The following is a 24,603-nucleotide window of genomic DNA, read 5'->3' as shown; positions in this document are numbered from 1 at the left end:
GCTGCCTTCAGTGGATGTCTTGCGCGCGTGCCCGCAGAGAAATTTGTTTGGCGTAGGCCTTGGGCGACTGACCGGTGTGCTCGCGAAAGCATTTGTAGAACGCTGACAGCGAGTTGAAGCCGGCGGCAAACGCCAGCTCGTCGACACGCAGCGGCGGCGTGGCGCTGTCCAGCGCCCGCAGCAAATGCTGCAGGCGCGCCTGATTGACGTAGCGATAAAAGCTTTGCCCGAGCACCTGATTGAGCAGATAGGAAATCTGATTGCGGCTGTACCCGCACTCCTTCGCCACCCGTTGCAGGTCAAGCTCTGGATCCAGATAAGGTTGCTGCTTTTCGAAATACTGCTGCAGGTCTTCGGCCATGAAACTCAGCTGGCGCGGTGACAGACCGAGACGACTGACCGCCGGCCGCTGACTCGGTGCCGAACTGCCGTCGGCTTGGGTACGCACCAGCGAGGCGTATTCGTTGACGCGCCAGATCAAACCGTCCTTGACCGTGATCGCTTCGCTGGAACGGAACGACACCAGACCATCGCCGCCGCGCAAGGTCACCTCGTACTGAATGAACGCGGTGTTGCCATCCACCCGGATTCGGTCGCAATGCTCGAGCAGTTCGTCGGATTCTCGCGGCATGCTCACGCGCACATATTCGCGCAGCTCATCCAGAGCAAGTACGCGGTTCTGAAAGAAATCGTTGTACTGGATATCGGCGTGATAAAGCGCCATCACGCTGTCCAGATCCCGGTGTTTCCAGCTCAGGTGATAGCGCATGACCGTGGCGGCCGTGGCCTGGGTCTGTTCTGGGCCGTCGTCATCGGCGTGCATAAGCGGCTCGGCAAAAAAGAACCGAGCTTGCCCAACTTCCTCTGCCGCTTCAATGAAAAATCCATGGTGGCGTTTTGGCGATATTCGATGAGCCAGTGACTTACATCAAAAAATGCGAATCAATCGCTAAACGGACTGAAAAAACTCACAGTTTTTTCATACACGGATGCTACTTTTAAAGCTCAAGCACTGGTTGAGCCAATGAAGGCTCTTCCCACCTAACATGAGCAAAAGGAAGCGCTCGATGAAGCAGGCGGGCAACACCATGAATAAAGGGTTCAGCAAAGTCACCTTTCCAAATGCATGCCAACTGATGCGCTGGCATTTTCATCCCATGGGTTTTGAGGCGACGATGGATGCGCCGGGCAGCATGATCGCCCGTCTGTTCGATCGTGCCAGCGGCGAAACCATGATCGCCATCGCCGGCATACCCTGCGCAACGGTGATGAACGCGGCGGACGTCGAGCGCATGATCGAAGCCATCGAGGATGAGCTGGAAGCCTTCACTCCTCCGGAATCTCTCAAGAACTACGCATAACCATCTGATTTAAAACAAAAAGCCCGCAGCATTGCGGGCTTTTTATTGCTCAGGCGCTGGCCTTTTCGCTTCGATGGTCGACGAAGAAGGGCTTGCCCTTGGCAACTCGATCCGATGCCCTGGGCATGTTTACCGCTTGGGTTTCCTGCGGTTCGACGTACCAATAGCAATGGCTGACGGCGCGTGTGATACCAACGTAGGCAAGGCGCAGGATTTCATCCTTTTGCGCAGTGTCGTACGGCTCGCTATCGCCGCTTTTGCCCAGTCCCGCCATGCGATACACCTGGTTCTTGTACGGTGAACTGGTCAGATGCTGGCAATCACCCAGCAGGAATACCGCATCAGCCTGCAAGCCTTTGGCGCTGTGATAGGTGAGCTGTTTCAGCCGCCGCGCCTCATAGGGCAAGCTCGAATCCACATTAAGTAATGGCTGAATATGCTTTTCAATCAATAACTTATCGCTGCTTTTTCGATACAGCATCAGGATTGAATCGCCCCGCCGGTAATGCTCGGCCAGGCGCTGAGCCAATGCTTCATCATCCCGTTCAAGCACATTGACCGGGTGAAGCGGCTTGGGCTCACCACTGGCCTTGGCCTTCTTGCCTGCGATTGCCGGCGCTGCACGGACAATGTGTTCGGCGGCGTCGATGATGTGCTGATGGCTGCGATAGTTGTCACTGAGCATCACCCGCGTGGTGCTCGGCGAGGGAAACTCCTTGTTGAACTCCATGAAGTAGCTCGGTGAGCTGCCGCGCCAACCGTAAATCGATTGCCAGTCATCGCCAACACACAACAGCGACGAACGCTGCGCCCCTCGCCCGACGTGCATGGCCGGACCACGGCTGCGGATTTCATTGAGGCTGGCACGAATCCACGAAACGATCTGCGGCGATACGTCCTGGAATTCGTCGATCATCAAATGCGCCATCGGTCGCAGCAGATCGTCGCTGAGCAACTTGAGGTTTTCCGGCGAGTGCTCGCTGAACAACGCGAACATGCGGTTGTAGGTCATCACTGGCGGTTTCTGATCGAGCAAGTGATCTTCAAATGCACGCCAGAACAGGCTCAAGGCTTCAAAGAAAAAGCGATCGGGATCGTCCTTGGCGAAGCTCATCCGACTGACCGCGTCCGGCACATCCAGGCCCAGGTTTTCGATAAAGCCTGCTGCGCCGACGAAACAATCGAGCAATGGCGCGGATGCCAGCTCGCCTTTGACCTTGTAATCAAAGCCGGGACCGGCACTGGCATCGCCGGCCAACGTGGCAAGAACGCGTCTGGATGACTCGTAACTATCTATCCATATCAATGGCTTACGGCAGAAAGCTTGAAACAGGGTGCGCTTGACGGCCCATTCTGCGCGGATACTCAACTTGGCGTTGGGCCGAGTCAGCTGGGCGTTTTCCTTGGGATCAAAGCCGAGTACCACCCAGGCATCGAGGCTGGGAATATAGCCATGAGCGTGGAACTTCGAGCCATTGATTTCGAAGGCCTGCCGATTCGGCTCGATGCCTTTGATGGGCCACGCCCCTGCACGAAACCATAAATCTTCAATCACATCGCAGAGTTCTTCATCGCGCTTGGCCGCCAGTTCGGTAACCGCCATGCGTTTCTGCACATCAGGGTGATCGCGCTCCAGTTCCTTCAACTGTAATCCGGCACGGGAAAGCGGCTGGATCAACTCGCGGAAACGCTCGTCTTCTTTGAACAGGCGGTGATAGCAGGCATTGAGTTGCTGCCGCTGCGCGTCGTTGATGCGCAGGTCAAACGGATTGCTGTCGACTTCCTCTGCGCCGCTTTGCGGGCGATCATTGAGGTTTTCGAAGGCCTGCAAACGCTCGAAGCCCGGCAGGCTGCGCACCATCGGCAGGATGCGTGAGTGAAAGGTTCTAACCAGCTCGCGGGCCTGCTTGAGGTTCACCGGCTGGCCCCACAACGTGAAGATTTCGATGAGTTTATTGATGAAGTCCTTGCGCGATTCGCGGGTGAAGGTCACCACGGTCATCGAATCCATCTCAAAACCCAGATAATGGCTGAGCAACAGAATGCGCAGCACCAGCGTGGTCGACTTGCCGGCGCCGGCACCGGCGACCACCGAGGTGGACGGCGTATCGCTGAAAATCATTTTCCACTGTGCCGCGCTGGGCTGGGCGTGGGCCGGGAGCAAACGGGCGACATCAGCCTTGATGCGCTTCTTCAGCTCCGCCGTCAGCGGCAGGCGCCAGTCATCGAACAGGTTGTTATCGACGCCGGGTGCGCGATGCTCTGTGTTGCGGCTGTCGCGAATCAGCAGCACCTGACGGCCTTCCTCCAATCCCTCAAGCTTGCCCTCCTTGAAACCGTATTCGACACCAGCGGTGTGGCCACTGCGGAATCCGTCGGCTTGCCCGTGCAGCCACGATGCCCGGTGCTGGGCGCGCAGTTTTGTCAGGCCGTGACCAAAGAATCGCGCGGCCAGACGCTTGAACCAGGGCATCTCGGCCAGTGGACGAAGTTCGGGAGGAAGATCGGGGGTGTGGTGCGCCACGCTGACGGACTCCAGGGTGTGAGGCTTTGGCGGCTATGGTGTCTGGATTTGCCGTCCAGTTCTAGCGAAATGCTTACAGGTCATCGGTTTAGGCGACGAATTGAAAGTCGGATGAGACGATTTCGAGGCATATTCCCATCAAATAATCTGATCATGATGCGGCAGTTTTTGCGCTTTTTATCGATGATTGGCTGATAGATGATCGTCGTCATCAACCACGGGGTCCGCCCCCTGACGACCCTTATTAGGAGACGATCATGCTTGAACTCAGACCCTTCAGTTCGCTGGGCGGCGCCCATCATGGCTGGCTGGACGCGCATCACCACTTTTCCTTTGCCGAATACTACGATCCGCAGCGGATGAGCTGGGGCAACCTGCGCGTGTGGAACGATGACATCATCGCCGCAGGCACCGGTTTCCCGCAGCATCCGCACCGCGACATGGAAATCATCACTTACGTGCGTGAAGGTGCCATCACCCACCAGGACAACCTCGGCAACAAGGGCCGCACCGAAGCCGGCGATGTCCAAGTAATGAGTGCCGGCACCGGCATCGCTCATAGCGAGTACAACCTGGAAGACAAGGAAACCAAGATCTTCCAGATCTGGATTCTGCCGACCGAAACCGGTGCACCGCCGTCGTGGGGAGCCAAGCCGTTTCCCAAAGGCGAGCGCGAAGGTTTTGTCACATTGGCCAGCGGCAAGGACGGCGACGATGAGAGCCTGCACATTCGGGCAAATGCGCGTCTGGTGGCGGCGAACATCAAGGCCGGTGAAACAGCCGAATACCGTTTGGACGAGGGACGTCGCGCCTATCTGGTTCCGGCCACTGGCGTGATCGAGGTCAATGGCTTGCGTGCCCAAGCGCGTGACGGTGTGGCGGTGGCCCACGAGCAAGTGCTGACAGTCACGGCGATCGAGGACAGCGAAATCGTACTGGTCGACCTGGCTTGATCTGCAGGCAATAAAAAAGGGCAACCATTACGGTTGCCCTTTCTTATGTGCGCATCACTTAGTGGAAATAGCGCCATCCACCAACGTCTGCGCTTCGGCCACCAGTTGCTTGAGGTGGTCATCGCCGATAAAGCTTTCGGCGTAGATCTTGTAGATGTCTTCAGTGCCCGAAGGACGCGCGGCGAACCAGCCGTTCTCGGTCATGACTTTCAGACCACCAATCGCCTGATCGTTGCCCGGTGCATGGCTGAGGATGCTCTGGATCTTCTCGCCTGCCAGCTCAGTCGAGGTGACCTGCTCCGGCGACAGCTTGCTCAGCAGCGCCTTCTGCTCCGGGTTGGCCTTGGCGTCGACACGCACCGAGAACGGTTCGCCCAGTTCCTCGGTCAGTGCGCGGTAGGCCTGACTCGGATCGCGGCCGGTGCGCGCCGTCATTTCGGCGGCGAGCAAGGCTGGAATCAGCCCGTCCTTGTCAGTGCTCCAAACGCCGCCATCCTTGCGCAGGAACGAGGCGCCAGCGCTTTCTTCACCGCCAAAACCCAGCGAGCCATCGAACAGACCGTCGGCGAACCATTTGAAACCGACCGGCACTTCGTACAGGCGACGGCCCAGACGCTTGGCCACGCGGTCGATCAGGCCGCTGCTGACCACGGTTTTGCCCACGGCGGCATCAGCGCGCCATTGCGGACGATTCTGGAACAGATAATCGATCGCCACCGCCAGATAATTGTTCGGTGCGAGCAGGCCGCCGGACGGCGTAACGATACCGTGGCGGTCGTGATCCGGGTCACAGGCGAACGCCACGTCAAAACGTTCTTTCAGGCCGATCAGGCCCTGCATCGCGTGGCTGGACGATGGGTCCATGCGGATTTGGCCGTCCCAGTCGACGGTCATGAAGCGGAATGTTGAATCGACCTGTTTATTCACCACTTCCAGGTCAAGACGGTAGTGCTCGGCAATGGCCGACCAGTAGCGCACCCCTGCTCCGCCCAGCGGATCGACACCCAAACGCAGCTTGGCGTCGCGGATCGCATCGAAATCGATGACGTTGATCAGGTCGGCAACGTAGGTGTTCACATAATCGTGGCGATGGGTCGTGCTGGCCTTGAGCGCTTGCTCGTAGCTGATGCGTTTGACCCCGGCCAGTTTGTTCGCCAGCAGTTCGTTGGCCTTGGCTTCGATCCACTTGGTGATGTGGGTATCGGCTGGGCCACCGTTGGTCGGGTTGTATTTGTAGCCACCGCTTTGTGGCGGGTTGTGCGACGGCGTGATGACGATACCGTCAGCCAAGCCGGAAGTGCGGCCGCGGTTGTAGCAGAGAATGGCGTGGGAAATCGCCGGGGTCGGCGTGTACTCATCGCCTTCGGCGATCATCACGGTGACGCCGTTGGCGGCGAGGACTTCCAGTGCGCTGGCACCGGCCGGGGTCGACAATGCATGGGTGTCGATGCCGACAAACAGCGGGCCGGTGATGCCCTGGGCTTCGCGATACAGGCAGATCGCCTGGCTGATGGCCAGAACGTGCCATTCGTTGAAACTCAAATCGAAGGAGCTGCCGCGGTGGCCGGAGGTGCCGAACGCCACTCGCTGGGTCGAAATCGATGCATCAGGCTGGCCGGTGTAATAGGCCGTAACCAGTCGCGGGATGTCGACCAACAGTTCTGCCGGTGCCGGTTTGCCCGCAAAAGGACTGAGTGTCATGCAAAAACCTCTGAAATCGGAGTGGTTCAGGAAATGCTGCGCAGTTTACTGGCAGTTTGACCACTGTGCGACGGGATGTATCCGAAACACTTCCGATGTTTTTTAACGTTATCGAGCGCCAGACAGGCGCAAGGCGTCGCCGAGCAAACCGACGACATCCGGTAAATCCCGCTCGCCGTGATTCAGCGCGCTCAACCGCAGATGATCGGCATGCAAGCCGTGCAGACTGAACAGCTCGCCCGGCGCCACGATGATTTGTTGTTTGAGCAGTCGCTGGAAGACATTTGCCATATCGACCGCTCGCACCGAACGCACCCACACCGTCGCCCCGCCCTGTGGCTCGACAATCTGCAGCGCATCGCCCAACCGTTCACGCAACACATGGATCAACAAGGAACGGCGCTCGCGGAGCATACGTCGCAGCACCAAGAGATGCTGATCGAGCCGCCCCCCGCTCAACAGCCTGGCAATCGCTTTCTGTCGAATAGGCGACAGGCGAAACGCGCGGAACAGGAAATGCCGTTGCAACTCGTTGCGCCAATGCCGCGATAGAACGAAGCCGAATGGCGCTTCCGCACCAATGAATTTCTCGAAGCTGGAAAACACCAGCAAGCGATCCGGATCCAGCCAGTTACGTAACCTTTGCGAATCGGTGCGCTCATCAAGCTCGCTGTAGCAGTCGTTTTCCAGCACCCAGATGCCATATCGCTCGAGCATCTTCGCGATCGCCTGCTGATGCGCCTGGCTAAAACCGCAGCCTTGGGGCAGGCTCAACACCGAAGACAGAACGACCAGACGGACCGGCTCGTGCCTGAGCAACATTTCCAGTGCCCGCAGATCAACCTCGCCCTCGACCAGCGAAGGCCACTCGATCACACGCACGTCGCACGACTCGAGCAGACGCAAGATCACCCAGTCACAGGGCGATTCAACAACGACGACGGCTTCACGCAATTCGAGCACCGAAATAAGAATTTCCAGAACTCCGCGCAGATCAGCACCAATATAAACATCATCGGCATGCCAATAATTCGCCGTTGAACAGGTGTACCGCGCTGCCAGGGCAACTCGAAGCTCCAGTTCCCCGCAAGGCTGCACGAGGGTCTGAAGCTGGCGAGGGTATTGGCGCAAGAGTTCACGCTCCAACGTCATCAAAGGACTGTCCAGCGGTTGTAACGACGCCGGTTCGTCAGCGCTCAAAACATACATGCCGGGGCGTCTCGCGTTGACGTAAACAGTCTCCAGCAGATCACTGCCATCATCGGGCACGTCCAGGCTGAATAGCGCTTGAGCGTAATAACCTGATTTGGCTATGGAATAGACCCGGCCTTCTTTTTCGAGCAACGCATAAGCGTATTGCACAGTCGAGATCGACACATTCAGCCGGTCGGCCAGTTGGCGTAACGAGGGCATGCGCACTGCTGCATGCCCAGCGGCATCGTCAATCAGCGTTGTCAGATACCGATAAACCGACTGGTAAACAAAATCATGTTCCCGTGCGCCCTTCACAACCTCGATTCCATGGACAGGGGTTTTCGGCCCGACCTTTGTCTCACCGTCAGCGTTCCGTCGACCGCTCGACGTGTGACACGGCGCCCACCTCGCAGGCTTCCAGGTCGTCAGAGGCGAATTCGGTCGGCGAGCACAACTGAACAGGCCCCATCGCATAGAGACGGGTGATCAGCCTGACGGGCAACCCACTGACTTCGGTCATCCATTTCAACACCTGCTCGGGAGCATGCAAGCCCTGCATGGCCCGGTGCAGATCCGGCATCGCGACCAGCATGCCTGGATGACAATTACGCAAAAACCTTTCAAGACCTTTGCCGCCGTCGATAAACGGTGCGAATAACAGGCAGACCAACTGAGTTTCGTTCAAGCCGAAACCATTGAGCAGGTAATCATCTGCCAGTATTCGCAGTTGCTCTGGCCCGCCGACATTTTCAAAACTGCACATCAAGTGTTCGCAGACGGGCTCGGCCGCTTGTTTTTGGCGCAGGTCGGCCAAGGTATTGCGGGCGTAGTCGTCGACTCCCGCTTGATATGCTCTCCCCTCGATGAATTGCGCGTACAAGCCTCTTACATGGGCTGAAATCAGCGGATCGGCAAATAACGCTTCGCCCTGATACAGCGCGAGATCATCCGGTTCAAACCCAAGAAATTCGCCCAATAACGGCCAGCGATCCTCCAGCTTGCCAACCATCATGTCGTTGATGTCGATAAAACTGGTGCGACGGCAGGCTTCGAATTCACCCTCAGGGCGCCAGACGGTGCGCTCATCATCTGAACGTAGCTCGCGATAGAAATCGTCACCAAGCCCGTCGAGCAATGGAAAAAGCGCTTCGAATCCGCTCTGAACCAGCCCGGGGCCTGCAATCGCCACTCTCTGCATCGCACGGTTCAGGCCCTCGAGGAAATGCCGCTGACTGCTTCTGGTTTCAGTGCTGATCATGGCGTCGACGCCATTATTCCAGCGGGCGATCTGGCTGTAGTACTCGGCAGTGGCCAGGTAAGCGTCATCCCACAATTCGGGGGTCTCAATCCAGGTACGGCAGTGCCCTACGAGCAGCAGATTGACCCGGCTGGCTTCATGACCGTCGTTGCTGACGGCCGTGCGATGGTCGAATGGCAACACCTCGCGGTTATCCACCATCAGCAACTCGACCCGGGGGTCGTCATAGAGAAATAGTGCGCTGAAGCTGCGATGCAGGTTTTGCAGGTTGCCTGGGCTGTCACCGTTCCAGCGCAGGGTAGCAACGCGCAGCTGGAATGTAGCAGGGGCGCGACTGGCAATGGTCAACTGCGCTGCACGAAGCAAAGCCAGGGTGTAGCAGCTGTCACGCGAGCCAGACTGATGCACAAGCACCTTGAACTGTCCGACGTTGTCCATTCCGCCGGCCGCCACGACCAGGCGCTGGATCAGTAACTGCAAGGCTGTGCGCTCGGCGCGGGAAAAGAAACTCAGCAAACGCTGCAAAACTTGCTGATAGACATAATTCATTGCCTGATCGTGGATCGTGCTCATCGGTATTTACCCGGTATAGAAAATTTCATGTCGCATGCACTGGACAGTGTGCGCCCGACAAATTGGATCAATAAGTAATAGACGCTGAAATGCTAACACTTACAAAGTTGTAGTTATTTGAAACACTTGACCTGCGAAAAAACCGTTTGCGGTCAAGCTAATTTCCTAACACGTTGTTTTTGCATGCATTTTTCTAGCGACAACTAATCTGAGGAAACTTCCCACAACGTCCCACGAAGATTCATTACAAGAAAAACAGACGCAACTTCGGAATCGCCCTACAGCAATTAAACAGAAATTGACGAAGCCAAGCGGGCTAGCCGTTTGATATTGCCGAAGACAAATTGAATGCACAGCCATAGCTCATTCCTTGAGATGAAAGTAATCATTCAATTATCAGCAGTTGGAATACGATTGGAAGATACAGATATAGAGCAAAAACCAGTTCAGTTGCTGAAGTGGTCAAGAGCGCGATAGCAGGAAAGGTTTACAGACTGGACAGAAATAAACAAAAAGAGTCCGTGAGGCCACGGACTCTGATGGCCGGATTTACGCTGGCTCAACTTGCAAGGCTACCCGCTCGCGGCACGGGCATTCGTCCATGTAGCGATGCGCTTCGACGAACTCGTTGAACGGAAATACTCGGGTCTTCAACGGCAGCAACACACGGTCGGCCGTCAACTGGTTGATGTCACGCAAGGCACGTTGCAGAGCGACATGGTCCTGAACAATGCCCAACTCCGGTTTGCCGGTGAAGTTACCAATGCAGTGGACGAAGAACTGGATGTTCTTCTGAAACGCTGCACACGCCGGGAACGGTGTCTGGTTACCGCCCTGCAAACCATACAGAACCAGACTGCCGCGCGGCGCCAGTACATCGCCGAGCAAGGACATCTGCGGGCCGCCCAGACCATCGAAAACCACATCGACGCCGCGGTTATCGGTGATCTTGTTGATGCGCATCAACAGGTCTTCTTCTTCGGTGACGATGACTTTTTCCGCGCCCAGGGACAGCAGGTACTCACGCTCCTCCGCCGATTTGGTCGCCGCGATCACTCGCACACCCAGCGCTTTGCCCAACTGGACAAACGACGGACCGGCGCAGTGGCTGGCATCAGTCACCAGCGCAAATTGCCCGGGTTTGACCCGCGCCAGATCGGCATAGGCAAAGTAGGCGATCAGCAGCGGCGTGTAATGCACGCTGGCTTCGATCGGGCTGAGCACGTCGGGGTAGCGGGTCAGCGCCGTGCGGGGCAGAACGATCGCCTCACCGTACACGGGGTAATCGTTCGGGCTTTCAGCCGGAAAACTGGCCACTTTGTCGCCGACGGACAGGTCATCTACGTCAGCACCCACCGCCGTGACGACGCCGGCCATTTCGTGACCGAGGCCCGAAGGCAGACGTGCCTGGGACGACGCCAGGTTCTGGCGCCACAGGGTGTCGTACCAACTGATGCCGATTGCCTCGACACGCACCTGCACTTCGCCAGGACCTGGCTGAGCAGCCGCATGCTCTTCGCATTTGAGCACCTCGGCCGGACCAAACTTGTGAAAACGGATCGTGCGGGACATCGCAAACCTCGTCAAAGTAACCTCTAATGCCATGAACTCTATCTGGGCTTTTGACCCAAGACCATCAGTGGCTATTAATAGTCGACATGCCTGTCATTGATTCCGCATCAAGGGCGGCATTGGCAAAATCCATGAAAAAAGGCCTGCCACCGTCGCAGTAAAGCTGAATTTTCCGGTGCAGAGTACCAGCCTTTCCCCGTAAGATTCATGCCGGCCATTGTTCTCATATGGCCGCCCTCGTCAAGTTTGATGACTCTGCCAGGACTCCAGATGAATCGTAATGACCTGCGTCGTGTCGACCTGAACCTGCTGATCGTGTTCGAAACATTGATGCACGAACGCAGCGTGACTCGGGCCGCGGAAAAATTGTTCCTCGGCCAACCGGCTATCAGTGCGGCGCTGTCGCGTCTGCGCAGCCTGTTTGACGATCCACTATTTGTCCGTACCGGCCGCAGCATGGAACCGTCTGCCCGCGCGGTGGAAATCTTCGCCCTGCTCTCGCCCGCCCTTGATTCGATCTCTACAGCGGTCAGTCGTGCCGCCGATTTCGATCCGGCCACCAGCACGTCGGTATTCCGCATTGGTTTGTCCGACGACGTCGAATTCGCCCTGCTGCCGATGCTGCTCAAGCGCCTGCGCGCCGAAGCACCGGGCATCGTCCTCGTGGTGCGGCGGGTCAATTACATATTGATGCCGGGCCTGCTGGCCTCCGGCGAGATTTCGATCGGCGTCAGCTACACCACCGACCTGCCGGCCAACGCCAAACGCAAGGTCCTGCGCCGCAGCGCACCGAAGCTGCTGCGCGCCGACACCGTGCCGGGGCCGCTGAGCCTGGACGACTACTGCGCGCGACCGCACGCGCTGGTGTCGTTTGCTGGCGATCTCAGTGGTTTCGTCGACGAAGAACTGGAAAAACTCGGACGCAAACGCCACGTCGTGCTGGCGGTACCGCAGTTCAACGGATTAGGCACGCTGCTCGCAGGCACCGATATCGTCGCGACAGTGCCGGATTACACGGCGGACGCACTGACAGCGGCTGGCGGCCTGCGTGCTGAAGACCCGCCGCTGCCGACGCGTACGTTTGAATTGCATATGGCCTGGCGCGGATCGCAGGACAACGACCCGGGGGAGCGGTGGTTGAGGTCGCGGATTCAGATGTTTTTTGGGGACCCCGATAGCCTGTGATTGAATTCCACTAAATTCCATAAACCCGTTTTATAACAACTAGTTATTGATAATTTAAGTCTACTGCCGCCTGTCGAAATCCAATGAATTCCACGGCTCATGGGGGCATAATTGGGGGCAAATTTCGGTTCCTTAAAACGGATGCCCCCACCGATGCCCCCAGATAATGCGGTTGTTTTCAAACGAAAACTCAGCGATGCCTTGATCCGCTCACTGACCGAACCCGGCAAACACGCCGATGGCGAAGTCCCTGGCCTCTACTTGGAGGTAAGGGCGTCAAGTAAGGTCGGCAAATCCCCGTCCAAGGTTTGGCGATTGAAGTATCGGCTGCATGGCAAGGAAAACCGTTTCTCAATCGGCGCTTACCCTGACATCGGTCTGAAAGAAGCGCGCGACATTGCCCGCGGCGCACGCCGCGACGTGGCGAACCACACCGCCCCGCTCAAGGCCAAGACCTCCAAAATCGAGGCGCAACTCCTCAACGAGGTGCGCACCTTCGAATACGTGGCCAAGCAATGGTTGGCATTCAAGTCTGCCGAACTGGTGACCAAATCCATCTCGGGGTTTAACGGAGCGCTGAACAACCACATCTTGCCTGCGATTGGTAAAAAACCAATCAGCGAGATCAAGCTGGAGCACATCACCACAATCATTACCGATTTGCGCCGCCAGCGCACCATGGCAATGGCCCGGCGCGTGCGTACCATCATCCGTGCCGTTCTGGGCTTTGCCGAGGGGCGCGGCTGGGTAGAACGCAATGTAGCGCTCAGCAACATTGAGGAGTTGAAGATCCGCCATGTCGTGACTAGCAACCCAGCGATTGAAAGGCCAGCCGACCTAGGCAGGTTTCTCCTGCGTCTGGATGACTGCAACGACGGCAGCGTTGCCGCCGCAATGCGCCTGCTGGTTATGTTGCCGGTCCGCCCAGGCGAACTGGTGCAGATGCGCTGGGAAGATGTCGACTTGGTGGGCGCCGATTGGCGTTATGTGGTGAGCAAGACCAAGCATCTGGACAAGAGCAAACACATCGTGCCGTTGCCTGAACAAGCCTTGGTTCTGTTACGCGAGCTACATAAAACCCGCGTGGTGGATGAAGAAGGAAAAGGCTGGGTGTTCGTCTCGCCGGTCTATCCGGGACGCCCCATAAATCCGACCTCTATGCTCAAGTCCTTTCAGCGCATCTGGCCAGAGTACGACATCACTGCCCACGGCTTTCGCGCGACCTACAGAACCATTGCCCACGAGCACTTGGGTATCGATCCAATCGTGCTCGAACTTTCGTTATCTCACCGAATGCCAGGAGCCCTTGGAGCTGTGTATGCACGTGCGCAACTGTTAGCGCAACGCAGGGAGGCTGCCCAAGAGTGGGCGAACTACTTAGACCAGCTGCGGCAAAATGCAGAGCGGGTCGCGTCGGATTGACCTTCAAGCTCAGGGGATTAACCTCACTAATGAAATCAATAAGTAAGCGCAATCCCGTTGGCAGTTGTCGTCGGCTCGAATAGTAAATGAAAGCTATCTTCCAACGAGTCCTATTTCGAAAGCGCCAGGCGGAGCCATCCGTCCTTCACGATTCCCACCGATAACCCAATAATTTTTTCAAAAGACTGCTGATGCCTCGGTGACTCGACAGGCCACCCGGATGTTTGGGCGCTCCGAACCACTCCAGATAACTCGTCGCCGCGACAACCCAGCGAATATCGGCTGAGAGGCGCCGGCTCGCCATGCCTTCGGGGACGGTACCATCGCAACGTCAAATAGCAGCGAAGCGGCACCCGCCGGATTGTTTGCGAGCTGGAGAAATACCCGCAAGACTGATAACACTCTCGATGATCGAAAAGTTAACCCGGCGCAGCTATCAGCCGCCATTGACCCAAGGAGATATCAGATGACAAAGAACAGAAACCGACTCCTGCAGGCAGTACTTTTCGCTGGCATGACAGGTAGCCTCGGAGCATATACGGTGCAGGCACAAGAGGCTTCCACGACCGTTGTACGCATTGCCGAATTAGTGATAGATCCGACACAGCTTGAAGCCTACAAGGTGGCCGTCAGGGAAGAGATGGAAGAATCCATCCGTGTTGAACCCGGCGTGCTCGCCATCTACTCAGTGGCGGAAAGGGGAAAGCCCAATAGTCTTCGTTTTTTCGAGATTTACGCCAGTGAAGAAGCCTATCGAGCACACATCGAATCCCCGCACTTCAAGAAATACGTAGCGATCACACAGCCAATGATCATGTCGCGCAAGCTGATCGAAACACAGCCCATCCAACTCAGCGCAAAAGCACTACAACCTGACTGACGATCAACGTCACCTCAATTTGGTGAAGGAGCATGACCCATGAAGTTGAATAAGTGCGCATTTCATATGGCCGTCGCGACTGTAATCTTGGCACTTGGCGCTTCCATTACCCAAGCTCAGACGCCAACTCCGCTGGCCCAACAGTCTAAAGGAAGCGCTCCTGCCTACTATGTTGCTGAATTCGAACTGACCGACCCGGAGGGAATCAAGCCATACCGTGAGCAAGTGGATGCAACGTTTGAGCGCTACACCGGACGATACATAGTGCGCGCTTCCGGAGTTAGTCCGCTTGAGGGCAATCCACCGAGTCATCGCTTGATCATCATCAAGTTCGATAGCCTTGAACTGGCTCGTGCTTGGTATAACTCACCTGAGTACGCCAAGATCCGGCCCTTCCGGCAGCAATCAGGCCATACCGATGCCTATATCGTCGGAGGCGAGCCGGAGTGACTTGTTCATTAGCCAACGCCACTCGGTCTGTCCGAAGGTCAACAACTCACCGGGCCACCCTATGCCAATCCAAATCTTCGCCGCTAGATTCCCATTCGGAACTGCTTGGGTTACAAAATTCGATTATCCAATAGCATGCATAGATGCTTGCAATTTCCTGCGATGTTTTGGGGCAGTGACAGGCATACATTAGTTGGCAAAGCCGATCCCGACGGGCGACGTCATTTGCGAAACATGTTCCCCATGGTTCAAAAGCCTATGACGCACAGGACAAGCCTCCGCTGTTCGACGGGTATTCAGGCTGGCAGGAACAATCTCAACTACATGTAAGGCAAGCACATGCAACTGACACCGGAATGGGACAAAACCTTCGCCAAGAGCGACAACGTGGACCATAAGAAGATCACCTTCACAAACCGCTATGGCATCACCCTGGCAGGCGATCTTTACCAACCGAAAAACACCAGCGCAAAGCTGGCAGCTATCGTCGTCTGTGGCCCGTTTGGCGCGGTGAAGGAGCAGTCCTCCGGGCTCTATGCGCACACCATGGCCGAGCGCGGTTTTGTCACGCTGGCCTTCGATGCATCCTACACCGGGGAAAGCAGCGGCGAGCCGCGCAACGTCGCCTCGCCAGACATCAACACCGAGGATGTGAGCGCGGCAGTTGATGCTCTTGGCTTGCAACCCTCCGTTGATCGCGAGCGGATTGGCGTCATCGGCATCTGCGGTTGGGGTGGCATGGCGCTGAATGCCGTGGCCTTGGATAAGCGCGTCAAGGCAGTTGTCGCAAGCACCATGTACGACATGACGCGCGTCATGTCCAAGGGCTACAACGATAGCGTAACCCTCGATCAGCGCACGCAAGGGCTCGAACAACTGAACGCACAGCGTTGGGTCGACGCGGAAAATGGAGTCCCTGCTTACCAGCCCCCCTACAACGAACTGAAGGGTGGTGAAGCCCAGTTCATGGTCGATTATCACGATTACTACAGCACGAACCGCGGATACCATCCGCGCGCGGTCAACTCTGGCAACTCGTGGACGATCACTACCCCTCTGTCGTTCATGAACATGCCAATCCTGACCTACATCGCGGAAATTTCTCCACGCCCGGTCCTGTTCATCCACGGTGAAAACGCCCACTCGCTCTACTTCAGCGAAACCGCTTACGCGGCAGCGGCGCAGCCGAAGGAGCTGATGATCATTCCAGAGGCCAGCCACACCGACCTGTACGACCGAGTGGACGTGATTCCTTTCGACAAGCTGACGACCTTTTTCAAGCAGCACCTGGCCACGGCGGCAAGCGCCGTTTGACGTCTTGAGGCAGTCGCATCCAGGCGGACAATGCGCCTGGATGCGACCGAGCGGGGTGACGCGCCCTATGGATGGATTCATGCCACTCAGCAGTTCTGGCTTTCTAGAGGATCGCAATCAGAACTGGCTATAGACCACTCGCGGAGGGGCATCTGCGCCAAACTGCTGCGCGAACTCGCGCTCCAAGCTACGAATTCAAGTGCAGACGCGGCAACGTGTTTGGCCATTTCCGCATTGCAAGGAGAACAACATGCAGAGCAAAAAAGTTGACGTCGGTGCAGGCTGCACTCCCTCCTCTCTTGGAGTTGCAAGCCGCAGGCATTACTGGTTCCGGCGAGCCATGCAACAGCTTGGAACGCCGCTGCTTCTCCTTGCCCTGTGCAGTGGTCACCCCGTTTACGCCGCCAGCACTGCACCGCCTGTGGCCGCTGAGCACGATGTCACTCAGGCACCCAAGAAATCGGATGAATCAAGGCTGTGGATGACCGTCGGGGAACGTCGCTTCGCCATCACGCTGGCCGACAACGAGGCCACTCGCGCATTCGCCGCCACGCTGCCGCTGACACTGGACATGGAGGACCTCCACGGCAACGAGAAGAAAAAAGAACTGCCTGACGCGCTGCCCACCAGTGAGACCCGGCCCGGCACGATCCGCAACGGAGACCTGATGCTTTGGGGATCGCGCACGGTGGTCATCTTTTACAAGACCTTCGACTCAGCTTACTCATACACGCGTCTGGGCCGCGTGGACGATCCGACTGGCCTGGCCCAGGCGCTCGGCCGTAGCGATGTTCGGGTGGTGTTCTCCCAAGAGCGCGTGCGCTAACAAAGTAATCCTCCGCGCTCAACACCGACCTGAAATACCGCCTCATCATCTGGGCACCTCCTTCGCAGCCCGAATCCAGAGAGAGAAATCATGATCAAAGACAAAGTAGTCATCATCACCGGCGCATCATCCGGAATCGGCGAGGCAACCGCCAAGCTGCTCGCGAGCAAAGGCGCCAAAATCGTGCTCGGCGCGCGACGTGAAGACAAGCTCAAGCAGATCGCGGACGAGATTCTCCTGAGCGGAGGCCAGGTGGTTTATCAGATGCTGGATGTGACGAAGCAAGACGAAAACGACAGCATCGTTCAACTGGCCAAAGACACATTCGGCCGTGTGGACGTCATTTTCTTGAATGCAGGACTGATGCCGAACTCGCCGCTGTCCGCCCTGAAGACCGAAGACTGGCACCAGATGATTGATGTCAACGTGAAAGGTGTTCTGAATGGCGTGGCGGCCGTGCTGCCCGAGTTCCTGGCACGGAAGTCCGGGCACGTCATCACCACCTCGTCAGTAGCGGGGCTCAAGGCCTATCCGGGCGGTGCCGTTTACGGCGGGACGAAGTGGTTCGTGCGCGACTTCATGGAAGTCTTGCGCATGGAGTCCGCCATGGAGGGCAATAACATTCGCACCGCGACGATCTACCCGGCCGCAGTCAACACTGAACTGCTGGCGACAATCAGCGATAAGCAGGCGCTAGACCAGATGCAGGACATCTACGACAAGTACGGCATTTCTCCAGACCGGATCGCCAACATTGTCGCCTTCGCAATCGACCAGCCCGATGACACGACAATCAACGAGTTCACAGTTGGCCCTGCGAACCAGCCTTGGTGAGTACATTGCAGTCACGCAAGGTGTCCGACAGCCCACAACTGCCCTGATAAGGAGCTTTCATGAAGACCGTACTACTAGGATCAACCAATACTCGGGTTCCCAACGTCGTCGCGGGCATGATGCGCATCGCCGGCAGCACCGATGACCAGATCCGCGCGCTCTACACCACGGCGCGCGAATCGGGCGTCAATTTTTTCGATCACGCTGACCTCTACGGATTCAACCATCCCGGCGGTGGCCCGCATCTGTGCGAACGCCGATTCGGCGAGGCGCTGCGACTCAGCAGTGCTGAGCGCGAGCAGATTTTCCTCCAGTCCAAGACCAGCATCGTGGACGACCCGTGGCACTACGATCAGTCCTACGGGCACATCGTGGAATCGGCCGAAAGGTCGCTGAAAGCGCTGGGTACCGACTACCTGGATGTACTACTGCTGCACCGTCCTGACGCACTCGTGGAGCCGGAAGAAGTCGCCCGCGCGTTCGACTATCTGGAGTCCACAGGCAAGGTTCGCGCGTTCGGCGTTTCCAACCATACTCCCCGTCAGATCGATTTGCTCAAGACTGCCGTGACTCAGCCGATCCTGGCGAACCAGGTCCAGCTTTCGCTGACGCACTCGACGATCGTCGCACAGGGTCTATCGTCGAACATGACCGGCTTCGACGACTCAATCACTCGTGACGGCGGCGGCATCGTCGACTATGCGAGGATCAACAAGATTACTCTGCAGGCGTGGTCACCATTCCAGAAAGCTTTTCAGGATGGGGTGTTCTTCGACTCTCCCGACTACCCGCAGTTGAATGCCGAACTCAGACGATTGGCTGAGAAGTACGACGTCACTCCGACCGCGATCGCGACAGCCTGGATAACTCGTCACCCCGCCAACATCCAAGTAGTGCTGGGTACCACGAGACCCGAGCGCCTCGTCGAGGCAGCTGCGGGCTCGAATATCCCGCTCACCCGCCCCGAATGGTACGGGCTGATCCGCGCGGCAGGTCACAACGTTCCCTGAACTGCCCGGGCGTCCAAATCGGCGCCCGTCTCCTGATGCGAGCCTCTCAGCTCTCCTGACTCGAGTTCCGCCTGGATCATGCCCGCCGAAGCGTAATGATCGAAATTTCCCGCGGTACACCGATACGCAAGGGTAGCCAGTGGCCCAATCCGGAAGTGACGTCGAGGGACGCCGCCCCGTCGCGATAGATCCCATGCATATAGTCGTAAGCGACGATCACGGGCCGCCCGAAAAGCCGTACCTGTCCGCCGTGCGTATGGCTGGCCAGGGTCAATACAGCACCCCGCGCAGCCGCGATAGGAAAGAACTCGGGGTGGTGCGACAGCGCAATGAGCGTATCGCCAGGCAACGCCTCGGCGAACGCCTGGTCTGCGAACCTGCGCATGGCAGCATCCTGCTCGTCCCGTGGAAGCATGTGTCGTCCATCCGAGGCGAGCGGGTAATCGACGCCGGCGATGCGCAACGGCACGCCGCGCGGGTGCACTACAACACTGTCATTGATGAGTACCTGGATACGAGGGTTGCGCGCACGCAAGGCGGCGACTACGGCGGCTTCGTTAGGGTACTTGTCATGATTGCCCAGGATGGAGAGCACAGGCAGAGCGTTACTTCTCTCCAAGGCGTCCAGCGTCGGCTCCAGTTGGCTGAGATCGTCGATGAGATCCCCCGTAATCGCCAGCAAGTCCACCTTACGCAAATTGACGATGTCGATGGCCTGGGCGAAGTCCTCGGGTACGATGAAATGACCGATATGGACATCACCTATGTTAGCAATTCGCAGTCCGTCCAAACCTTCAGGCAGTCCATTCACCTGAACCACCTCTTCACGAACCACTGGCCCTCCTACGGTGCCAAAGCTCACACCGACCCCAGCGATCACTGAAGTTGTGACGAAAATCAGAGGTACGCGTACGCCGGTGGTCGAGTGTTGACCGAACAGGCGACGCCCAATGAGAAACAGCCCGACTGGCAGAATCAGTAACGCTGCCGTCAGCACCGTGCCTACCCAGGCACTGACAATCCAGCGCCCAGCTTCGCTCCATGCTCCCTTGAGTTCAGGTAGCCCCCACCAGATCAGGTGTACCACGGCGACGAAAACCCAAAACGCCACGATGCAACCCCGTTTACGCGCCGCACGGCCCGTGACCAGTAGAAATAAGCCTATGATGATCGTCAACACGACCGAGCGAATAAACACAAACTCGTAACTCATAGCCCGCTGACTCCCTTGTCTATGGCGAGGATCTTGGTCAGACCCTCGCCCAACTCTCTCTTAGCGCATCTGCAGAATGATCGGGTTGCTACTGGCCGGATTGGTTCGCTCACGCAACTCCTTCACCTCGTCAGCCTTCACTGCCCCTCCCTGATTTCCCCAAGAGGTGCGAACGAACGTCAGTACATCGGCGACTTCCTGATCAGAGAGTTGGTTGCGGTACGGGGGCATGCGATACGAATCCGGAATGCCATTGGCAACGACACGTTCGGAACCGTTCAAGGTGGCATTAATGCTCGTCGCGCTTTCCTTGACCATCGATGAAGATGCGCCTGCCAAAGGAGGTATCCATGGCGCCTGCCCGCTGCCGTCAATTCCATGGCAACTGCTGCACTTGGCCATATAGTTGCCTGCCCCTGGTGCTGACAACTGAGGTTGTTCAGCCATCTGTTTGGCAGCGGGATTCCATGGTGGCCCGTCACGCTTTGGGTCGCCCGGCAACGACACCAGATAATGCGCAATAGCCTTCAGGTCTGGATCAGACATGTACTGCGTCGAGTTGTTGAAGACCTCAGCCATGGTGCCCACAACCACGCTGTGAGCGTTACGCCCGGTTTTCAGGTAGTCGACTATCTCTTGCTCACTCCAGCGACCCAATCCAGTGTTCGGATCCTGGCGCAGGCTCGGCGCGTACCAGCCATCGAGCAGCGAACCACTCAGGAAAGTGGAACTGCTTTCGTCCAGCGACTTCTCGTTCATCGTCAAACTGCGCGGGGTATGGCAACTGCCACAATGCCCCGCGCCTTGAACGATGTAGGCGCCGCGGTTCCACAGCGCATCCTCTGACGGCTTAGCCTGATAGGCACCGTCATCGACAAACGCGGTATTCCACAAAGCCAGCGGCCAGCGCATGTTGAGCGGCCAAGGGATATGGCTTTGCTGATTCGGCTGCTGCGCCGGCTTAACGCCGGCCATGAAGAACGCATAAAGCGCCCGCACATCATCGTCGCTGAGCTTGGCATAGGATGGGTACGGCATAGCCGGATATAGCCTGTGCCCGTCAGCCGCGACTCCGCTGCGTACTGCGCGATCGAAGTCGGCCAGGCTGTAATTGCCGATGCCCGTTTGTTTGTCCGGGGTAATGTTGGTGGCATAGATCGACCCCATCGGGGTCGCCATCTCTAACCCGCCGGCAAACGGCGCACCTTTTGGCGTGCTGTGGCAGGCCACACAGTCGCTCAGCCTGGCAACATATTCACCGCGTTGGACAAGTTGTGCATCTGTCGAAGGGGGAGCTGTCTCATCAGCAAAAGGCGAAGATGGCGTGCGATTGACAAACCAGCCCAAGCCAGCTGCCACGACGATGCCTGCTGGCAGCAGATACTTTATAGTTTTATTCACGAACCATTCCTCATCAGGTGTCGAAGCGGTACTGCGATAGAGGCATGCTGCGAATTCGTTGACCGGTCAGTCGCGAGACGGCGTTAGCAACCGCCGGTGCCACCGCAGGCAGAGGCGGTTCGCCGATTCCGCCCATTGGCGCGCCACTTTCAACCACGCGGACATGGACATTGGCCATCATCTCCGGTGTGAGAATGCGGTAGAGGTCGTAATTGCGCGCTACCGGCGTCCCATCTTTGTAAATGGCTTGTTCGATCAGGGTTTGAGACAAGCCAAGCGCCACGGCGGAGTTGACTTGGGCCTCGATGATGGCGGGATTGACGATGCTACCCGGGTCGATGGCCTGCCAGATGTCGTGAACTTTCACCCCTCCGTTGCTGATGGATACCTCAGCGATCACTGCGGTTTCCGTACCAAACGGGGACGCCATCGCGACGCCCCTCGCTCGCTTGGTACCATCTGCAGCTATGAATGGCCCGCGCTTCCAGCCGCCAGACAGCTCGGCCACAGCTTGCAGCAAGTTGCTCAACCGCTTGTCATCCCGTAACAACTTGGCTCTTAGCTCAAACGGATCCTGGCCGCCGGCATCCGCCAGCTCATCCAAAAACGCTTCATAAAGAAAATCGTTGATGGAATTCCCTACCGAGCGCCAGTAGCCCAGCATGATCGGGGTCTGCGAATACAGTTGGGCGATCCGACGATGAGGGATGGCGTATTTTTTTCCTGTCAGCCCCTCGACGGCAGTAGGGTCGATTTTTTCCCCTTGCTTGTTTGCAATGCCCTCGGTGGGCCCTTCCGTGGCGCTGATCGCCTCCAGAGCCACGGGCATGCCTTGTTCATCCAGTCCGCCGCGAAAACGCACGACCGCTGAAGGCCGAAGCACATCGCGCAAGAACTCTTCCTCTCGACTCCAGATCACCTTGATCGGACGGCCTGTGGTTTTGGCCAATTGGATCGCCTGGGGATAAGGCGATGCATGCGGGTACAAAAAGTGCCGACCAAAAAAACCACCCAACAAGGGTGAGTGGAGAGTAATTGCAGCAGGGTCGAGACCGGTGATTTTGGCGACATCCGCCAAAAACAGATCGGGAGCCTGATTAGGCAACCACAGATCAAGCTTGCCTTGATCGTCGAAGCGCGCCAACGCCGACGGCGGCTCCAATTGGGCGTGGTTGAGATACTGGGTATGGTATGTCGCACTGACGACTTTTTTGGCACCGGCCAGCCCTTGCTGCAGGTCGCCCTCACGTTCGGCCTCATCCCCAGCGGCGGTGGTTTTACTCAACTGCTCCACGTAGGCCTGAGTGTCGAAATCAGCTGGCATGTAGCGCACTTTTGAATCGCCACTCGGCTCGGTCCACTCCACTTGCAGAGCCTCGACAGCGCGCTTGGCAACCCACCAGCGTTGCGCAACCACCGCCACTGCCCCTTCAAGACGGTGCACCGAGTGAACGCCTTTGAGGTTTCTGATCTGGTCCTCGTTGCGCACCTGCCCCACTTGCAGCCCCAGCCGCGGCGCATGCTGCACCGCAGCGTGGAGCATGCCATCGACACGAGTATCAATGGTGTATTGCGCCTTGCCAGTGGATTTGTCGTAGACGTCTATTCGTTGGACCGGCTTACCGATCCAGCGGAATGTGGCAGGGTCGCGCAGGGTAACGGTTTGCGGATCGGGAGTGGGCAAATCGAGCGTTAGCGGCGCGAGTTCACCGTAGGTGATCGATCGATTGGAAGCAGCATGAATGACCCGCCCTGGTTCAGTAGTCAGTTGCGCCAGAGGCACCTTCCAGTGGGACGACGCGGCTTGCAATAGCATCAGGCGCGCCGATGCGCCCAGTCGGCGCATGGTCATGTAGCTCGCGCGCATCGACCGGCTACCGCCCGTGAAGCGCATGCCCCCCTCCATGACTTTGAAGTCATTGCCGGGCGCTGCGTTCTCCACCAGAAAATTGGCTGGGTCTACATCGAGTTCCTCTCCCACGACCTGTGCCATGCCCGTGAAAATACCCTGCCCGCCCTCGATAAAGGGGCTCTGCAAGCGAACGGTGTTATCCGGGCGGATCTCCAGGAACGCCGGTACACGAGTGCCAGGCGGCAACGCTGGGGCGCGCTCGGCAGCCCGCAACGCGCCAAGAGGAATGCCAAAGCTTATAACCAGCGCACCTGCCGTGACGCCAGCGGACGCCTGCAAAAAACGACGGCGAGAGACGTTCACGGGTTGCGCGCCGGAGAGTACGCCGTGCTCGGCGATTGAATCATCCAGTTTTGACATGGTGTTCCCTTCTGTTTGCATTCAATGCTCGGCCTGACCGCAGACCTACCTCGCCCTCGCTCAAGGACGTCAGGATTGGCTGCCTGAATTATCGCCAGGCACGCCGCAGCTCAATCTGATTGCGGGAGCTCAAGCACCGGCAAGCTCATCGACGGCGGCCTTGATCGCGTTATAGGTGCCGCAACGGCAAAGGTTCGTCATCGCCGCGGCAATATCGCTTTGTGAAGGCTTGGCAATGCGTTGCAATAACGCAGTCGCAGCCATCACTTGGCCAGACTGGCAATAGCCGCACTGGGCGACTTGATGCTTGACCCAGGCAGTCACTACGCGTTTGCCCAATTCGTCGTCTTCAATAGCTTCGATTGTGCGGATTTGTCTGCCCTTCACACCTTCAACCGGCGTAACGCATGAGCGAATCAGCACGCCGTCCACCATTACCGAACAGGCACCGCATTGAGCCAATCCGCATCCGTACTTGGTCCCGGTGAGGCCAATTTCGTCGCGAATCACCCATAACAACGGAGTATCTGCGTCCGCCTCAACCTCGTACACAGTGCCATTTACGTTGAGTTCCATTGTAAAAATGCCTCGATCTGAAACAGTGTAAATATCCCGGACGAGCGCGCCCGACAGACAGTCATTGGCAAGTCACCTCTCGCG

20 protein-coding genes are annotated in these 24,603 nt (G+C 57.5%); 10 read left to right on the top strand and 10 right to left on the bottom strand.

The window, feature by feature from the left end; translation table 11 throughout:
* Nucleotides 1-7 precede the first annotated feature (7 nt).
* Nucleotides 8-823, bottom strand: coding sequence for a helix-turn-helix domain-containing protein (locus AC4IHP_RS06430; RefSeq protein WP_460119388.1), 816 nt, complete (start codon nt 821-823; stop codon nt 8-10).
* A gap of 265 nt (nt 824-1,088) precedes the next feature.
* Between AC4IHP_RS06430 and AC4IHP_RS06425 the strand changes: the two genes are divergently transcribed.
* Complete coding sequence (locus AC4IHP_RS06425; RefSeq protein WP_038862172.1) at nt 1,089-1,361, top strand: DUF1652 domain-containing protein; 273 nt, start codon at nt 1,089-1,091, stop codon at nt 1,359-1,361.
* 49 nt (nt 1,362-1,410) lie between these two features.
* Here the strand turns inward: AC4IHP_RS06425 and AC4IHP_RS06420 are convergent, their stop codons facing one another.
* Entirely contained in the window at nt 1,411-3,885 is a 2,475-nt protein-coding gene (locus tag AC4IHP_RS06420) for a UvrD-helicase domain-containing protein (protein ID WP_490831225.1), read from the bottom strand.
* 257 nt (nt 3,886-4,142) lie between these two features.
* Between AC4IHP_RS06420 and AC4IHP_RS06415 the strand changes: the two genes are divergently transcribed.
* A complete protein-coding gene (locus tag AC4IHP_RS06415; RefSeq protein WP_016774845.1) occupies nt 4,143-4,838 on the top strand; it encodes a pirin family protein in 696 nt (231 codons plus the stop codon).
* 54 nt (nt 4,839-4,892) lie between these two features.
* Here the strand turns inward: AC4IHP_RS06415 and pgm are convergent, their stop codons facing one another.
* The 4 genes from pgm to AC4IHP_RS06395 form a co-directional block, all read right to left on the bottom strand.
* Nucleotides 4,893-6,539: a phosphoglucomutase (alpha-D-glucose-1,6-bisphosphate-dependent) gene (pgm, locus tag AC4IHP_RS06410; protein WP_460119392.1), complete on the bottom strand. Its 1,647-nt coding sequence runs from the start codon at nt 6,537-6,539 to the stop codon at nt 4,893-4,895.
* Nucleotides 6,540-6,647: 108 nt separating this feature from the next.
* Nucleotides 6,648-8,048 (bottom strand): aminotransferase-like domain-containing protein, encoded by a 1,401-nt coding sequence (locus tag AC4IHP_RS06405; RefSeq protein ID WP_490831224.1) that lies wholly within the window; start codon nt 8,046-8,048, stop codon nt 6,648-6,650.
* A gap of 49 nt (nt 8,049-8,097) precedes the next feature.
* A complete protein-coding gene (locus AC4IHP_RS06400; protein WP_460119396.1) occupies nt 8,098-9,564 on the bottom strand; it encodes a hypothetical protein in 1,467 nt (488 codons plus the stop codon).
* A gap of 549 nt (nt 9,565-10,113) precedes the next feature.
* Nucleotides 10,114-11,136 (bottom strand): zinc-dependent alcohol dehydrogenase family protein, encoded by a 1,023-nt coding sequence (locus AC4IHP_RS06395; RefSeq protein WP_460119398.1) that lies wholly within the window; start codon nt 11,134-11,136, stop codon nt 10,114-10,116.
* Between the two features lie 270 nt (nt 11,137-11,406).
* Between AC4IHP_RS06395 and AC4IHP_RS06390 the strand changes: the two genes are divergently transcribed.
* The 8 genes from AC4IHP_RS06390 to AC4IHP_RS06355 all read left to right on the top strand — a co-directional run bounded on the left by AC4IHP_RS06390 (nt 11,407) and on the right by AC4IHP_RS06355 (nt 19,057).
* Nucleotides 11,407-12,321: a LysR family transcriptional regulator gene (locus AC4IHP_RS06390; RefSeq protein WP_225926638.1), complete on the top strand. Its 915-nt coding sequence runs from the start codon at nt 11,407-11,409 to the stop codon at nt 12,319-12,321.
* 153 nt (nt 12,322-12,474) lie between these two features.
* Nucleotides 12,475-13,743 (top strand): tyrosine-type recombinase/integrase, encoded by a 1,269-nt coding sequence (locus tag AC4IHP_RS06385; protein ID WP_490831223.1) that lies wholly within the window; start codon nt 12,475-12,477, stop codon nt 13,741-13,743.
* Between the two features lie 466 nt (nt 13,744-14,209).
* Nucleotides 14,210-14,623 (top strand): putative quinol monooxygenase, encoded by a 414-nt coding sequence (locus AC4IHP_RS06380; protein WP_490831222.1) that lies wholly within the window; start codon nt 14,210-14,212, stop codon nt 14,621-14,623.
* Between the two features lie 39 nt (nt 14,624-14,662).
* Nucleotides 14,663-15,073, top strand: a complete 411-nt coding sequence (locus AC4IHP_RS06375) for a DUF1330 domain-containing protein (RefSeq protein WP_490831221.1) — start codon at nt 14,663-14,665, stop codon at nt 15,071-15,073.
* Nucleotides 15,074-15,412: 339 nt separating this feature from the next.
* Nucleotides 15,413-16,387: an alpha/beta hydrolase gene (locus tag AC4IHP_RS06370; RefSeq protein WP_490831220.1), complete on the top strand. Its 975-nt coding sequence runs from the start codon at nt 15,413-15,415 to the stop codon at nt 16,385-16,387.
* A gap of 250 nt (nt 16,388-16,637) precedes the next feature.
* Nucleotides 16,638-17,213 (top strand): cyclophilin-like fold protein, encoded by a 576-nt coding sequence (locus AC4IHP_RS06365; protein WP_490831219.1) that lies wholly within the window; start codon nt 16,638-16,640, stop codon nt 17,211-17,213.
* 90 nt (nt 17,214-17,303) lie between these two features.
* Nucleotides 17,304-18,047 carry an SDR family oxidoreductase gene (locus AC4IHP_RS06360; protein ID WP_490831218.1) on the top strand — a complete coding sequence of 248 codons (744 nt, stop codon included), beginning with the start codon at nt 17,304-17,306 and terminating at the stop codon, nt 18,045-18,047.
* Nucleotides 18,048-18,106: 59 nt separating this feature from the next.
* Nucleotides 18,107-19,057 (top strand): aldo/keto reductase, encoded by a 951-nt coding sequence (locus AC4IHP_RS06355; RefSeq protein ID WP_490831217.1) that lies wholly within the window; start codon nt 18,107-18,109, stop codon nt 19,055-19,057.
* Between the two features lie 76 nt (nt 19,058-19,133).
* Here AC4IHP_RS06355 and AC4IHP_RS06350 read toward each other — a convergent pair whose 3' ends face one another.
* The 4 genes from AC4IHP_RS06350 to AC4IHP_RS06335 all read right to left on the bottom strand — a co-directional run bounded on the left by AC4IHP_RS06350 (nt 19,134) and on the right by AC4IHP_RS06335 (nt 24,519).
* The gene (locus AC4IHP_RS06350) at nt 19,134-20,270 is read right to left on the bottom strand and encodes a metallophosphoesterase (RefSeq protein ID WP_490831216.1); all 1,137 of its coding nucleotides are present in this window, start codon (nt 20,268-20,270) and stop codon (nt 19,134-19,136) included.
* Between the two features lie 60 nt (nt 20,271-20,330).
* Nucleotides 20,331-21,671, bottom strand: coding sequence for a c-type cytochrome (locus AC4IHP_RS06345; RefSeq protein ID WP_490831215.1), 1,341 nt, complete (start codon nt 21,669-21,671; stop codon nt 20,331-20,333).
* Nucleotides 21,672-21,684: 13 nt separating this feature from the next.
* Complete coding sequence (locus AC4IHP_RS06340) at nt 21,685-23,943, bottom strand: xanthine dehydrogenase family protein molybdopterin-binding subunit (protein WP_490831214.1); 2,259 nt, start codon at nt 23,941-23,943, stop codon at nt 21,685-21,687.
* A 129-nt stretch (nt 23,944-24,072) separates the two neighbouring features.
* Nucleotides 24,073-24,519: a (2Fe-2S)-binding protein gene (locus AC4IHP_RS06335; protein ID WP_490831213.1), complete on the bottom strand. Its 447-nt coding sequence runs from the start codon at nt 24,517-24,519 to the stop codon at nt 24,073-24,075.
* Between the last annotated feature and the right edge of the window lie 84 nt (nt 24,520-24,603).

It is taken from the genome of Pseudomonas sp. UF-293, assembly GCF_058245595.1.
The sequence above is the reverse complement of the archived record's forward strand: the minus strand, read 5'-3'. Positions and strand labels throughout refer to the sequence as shown.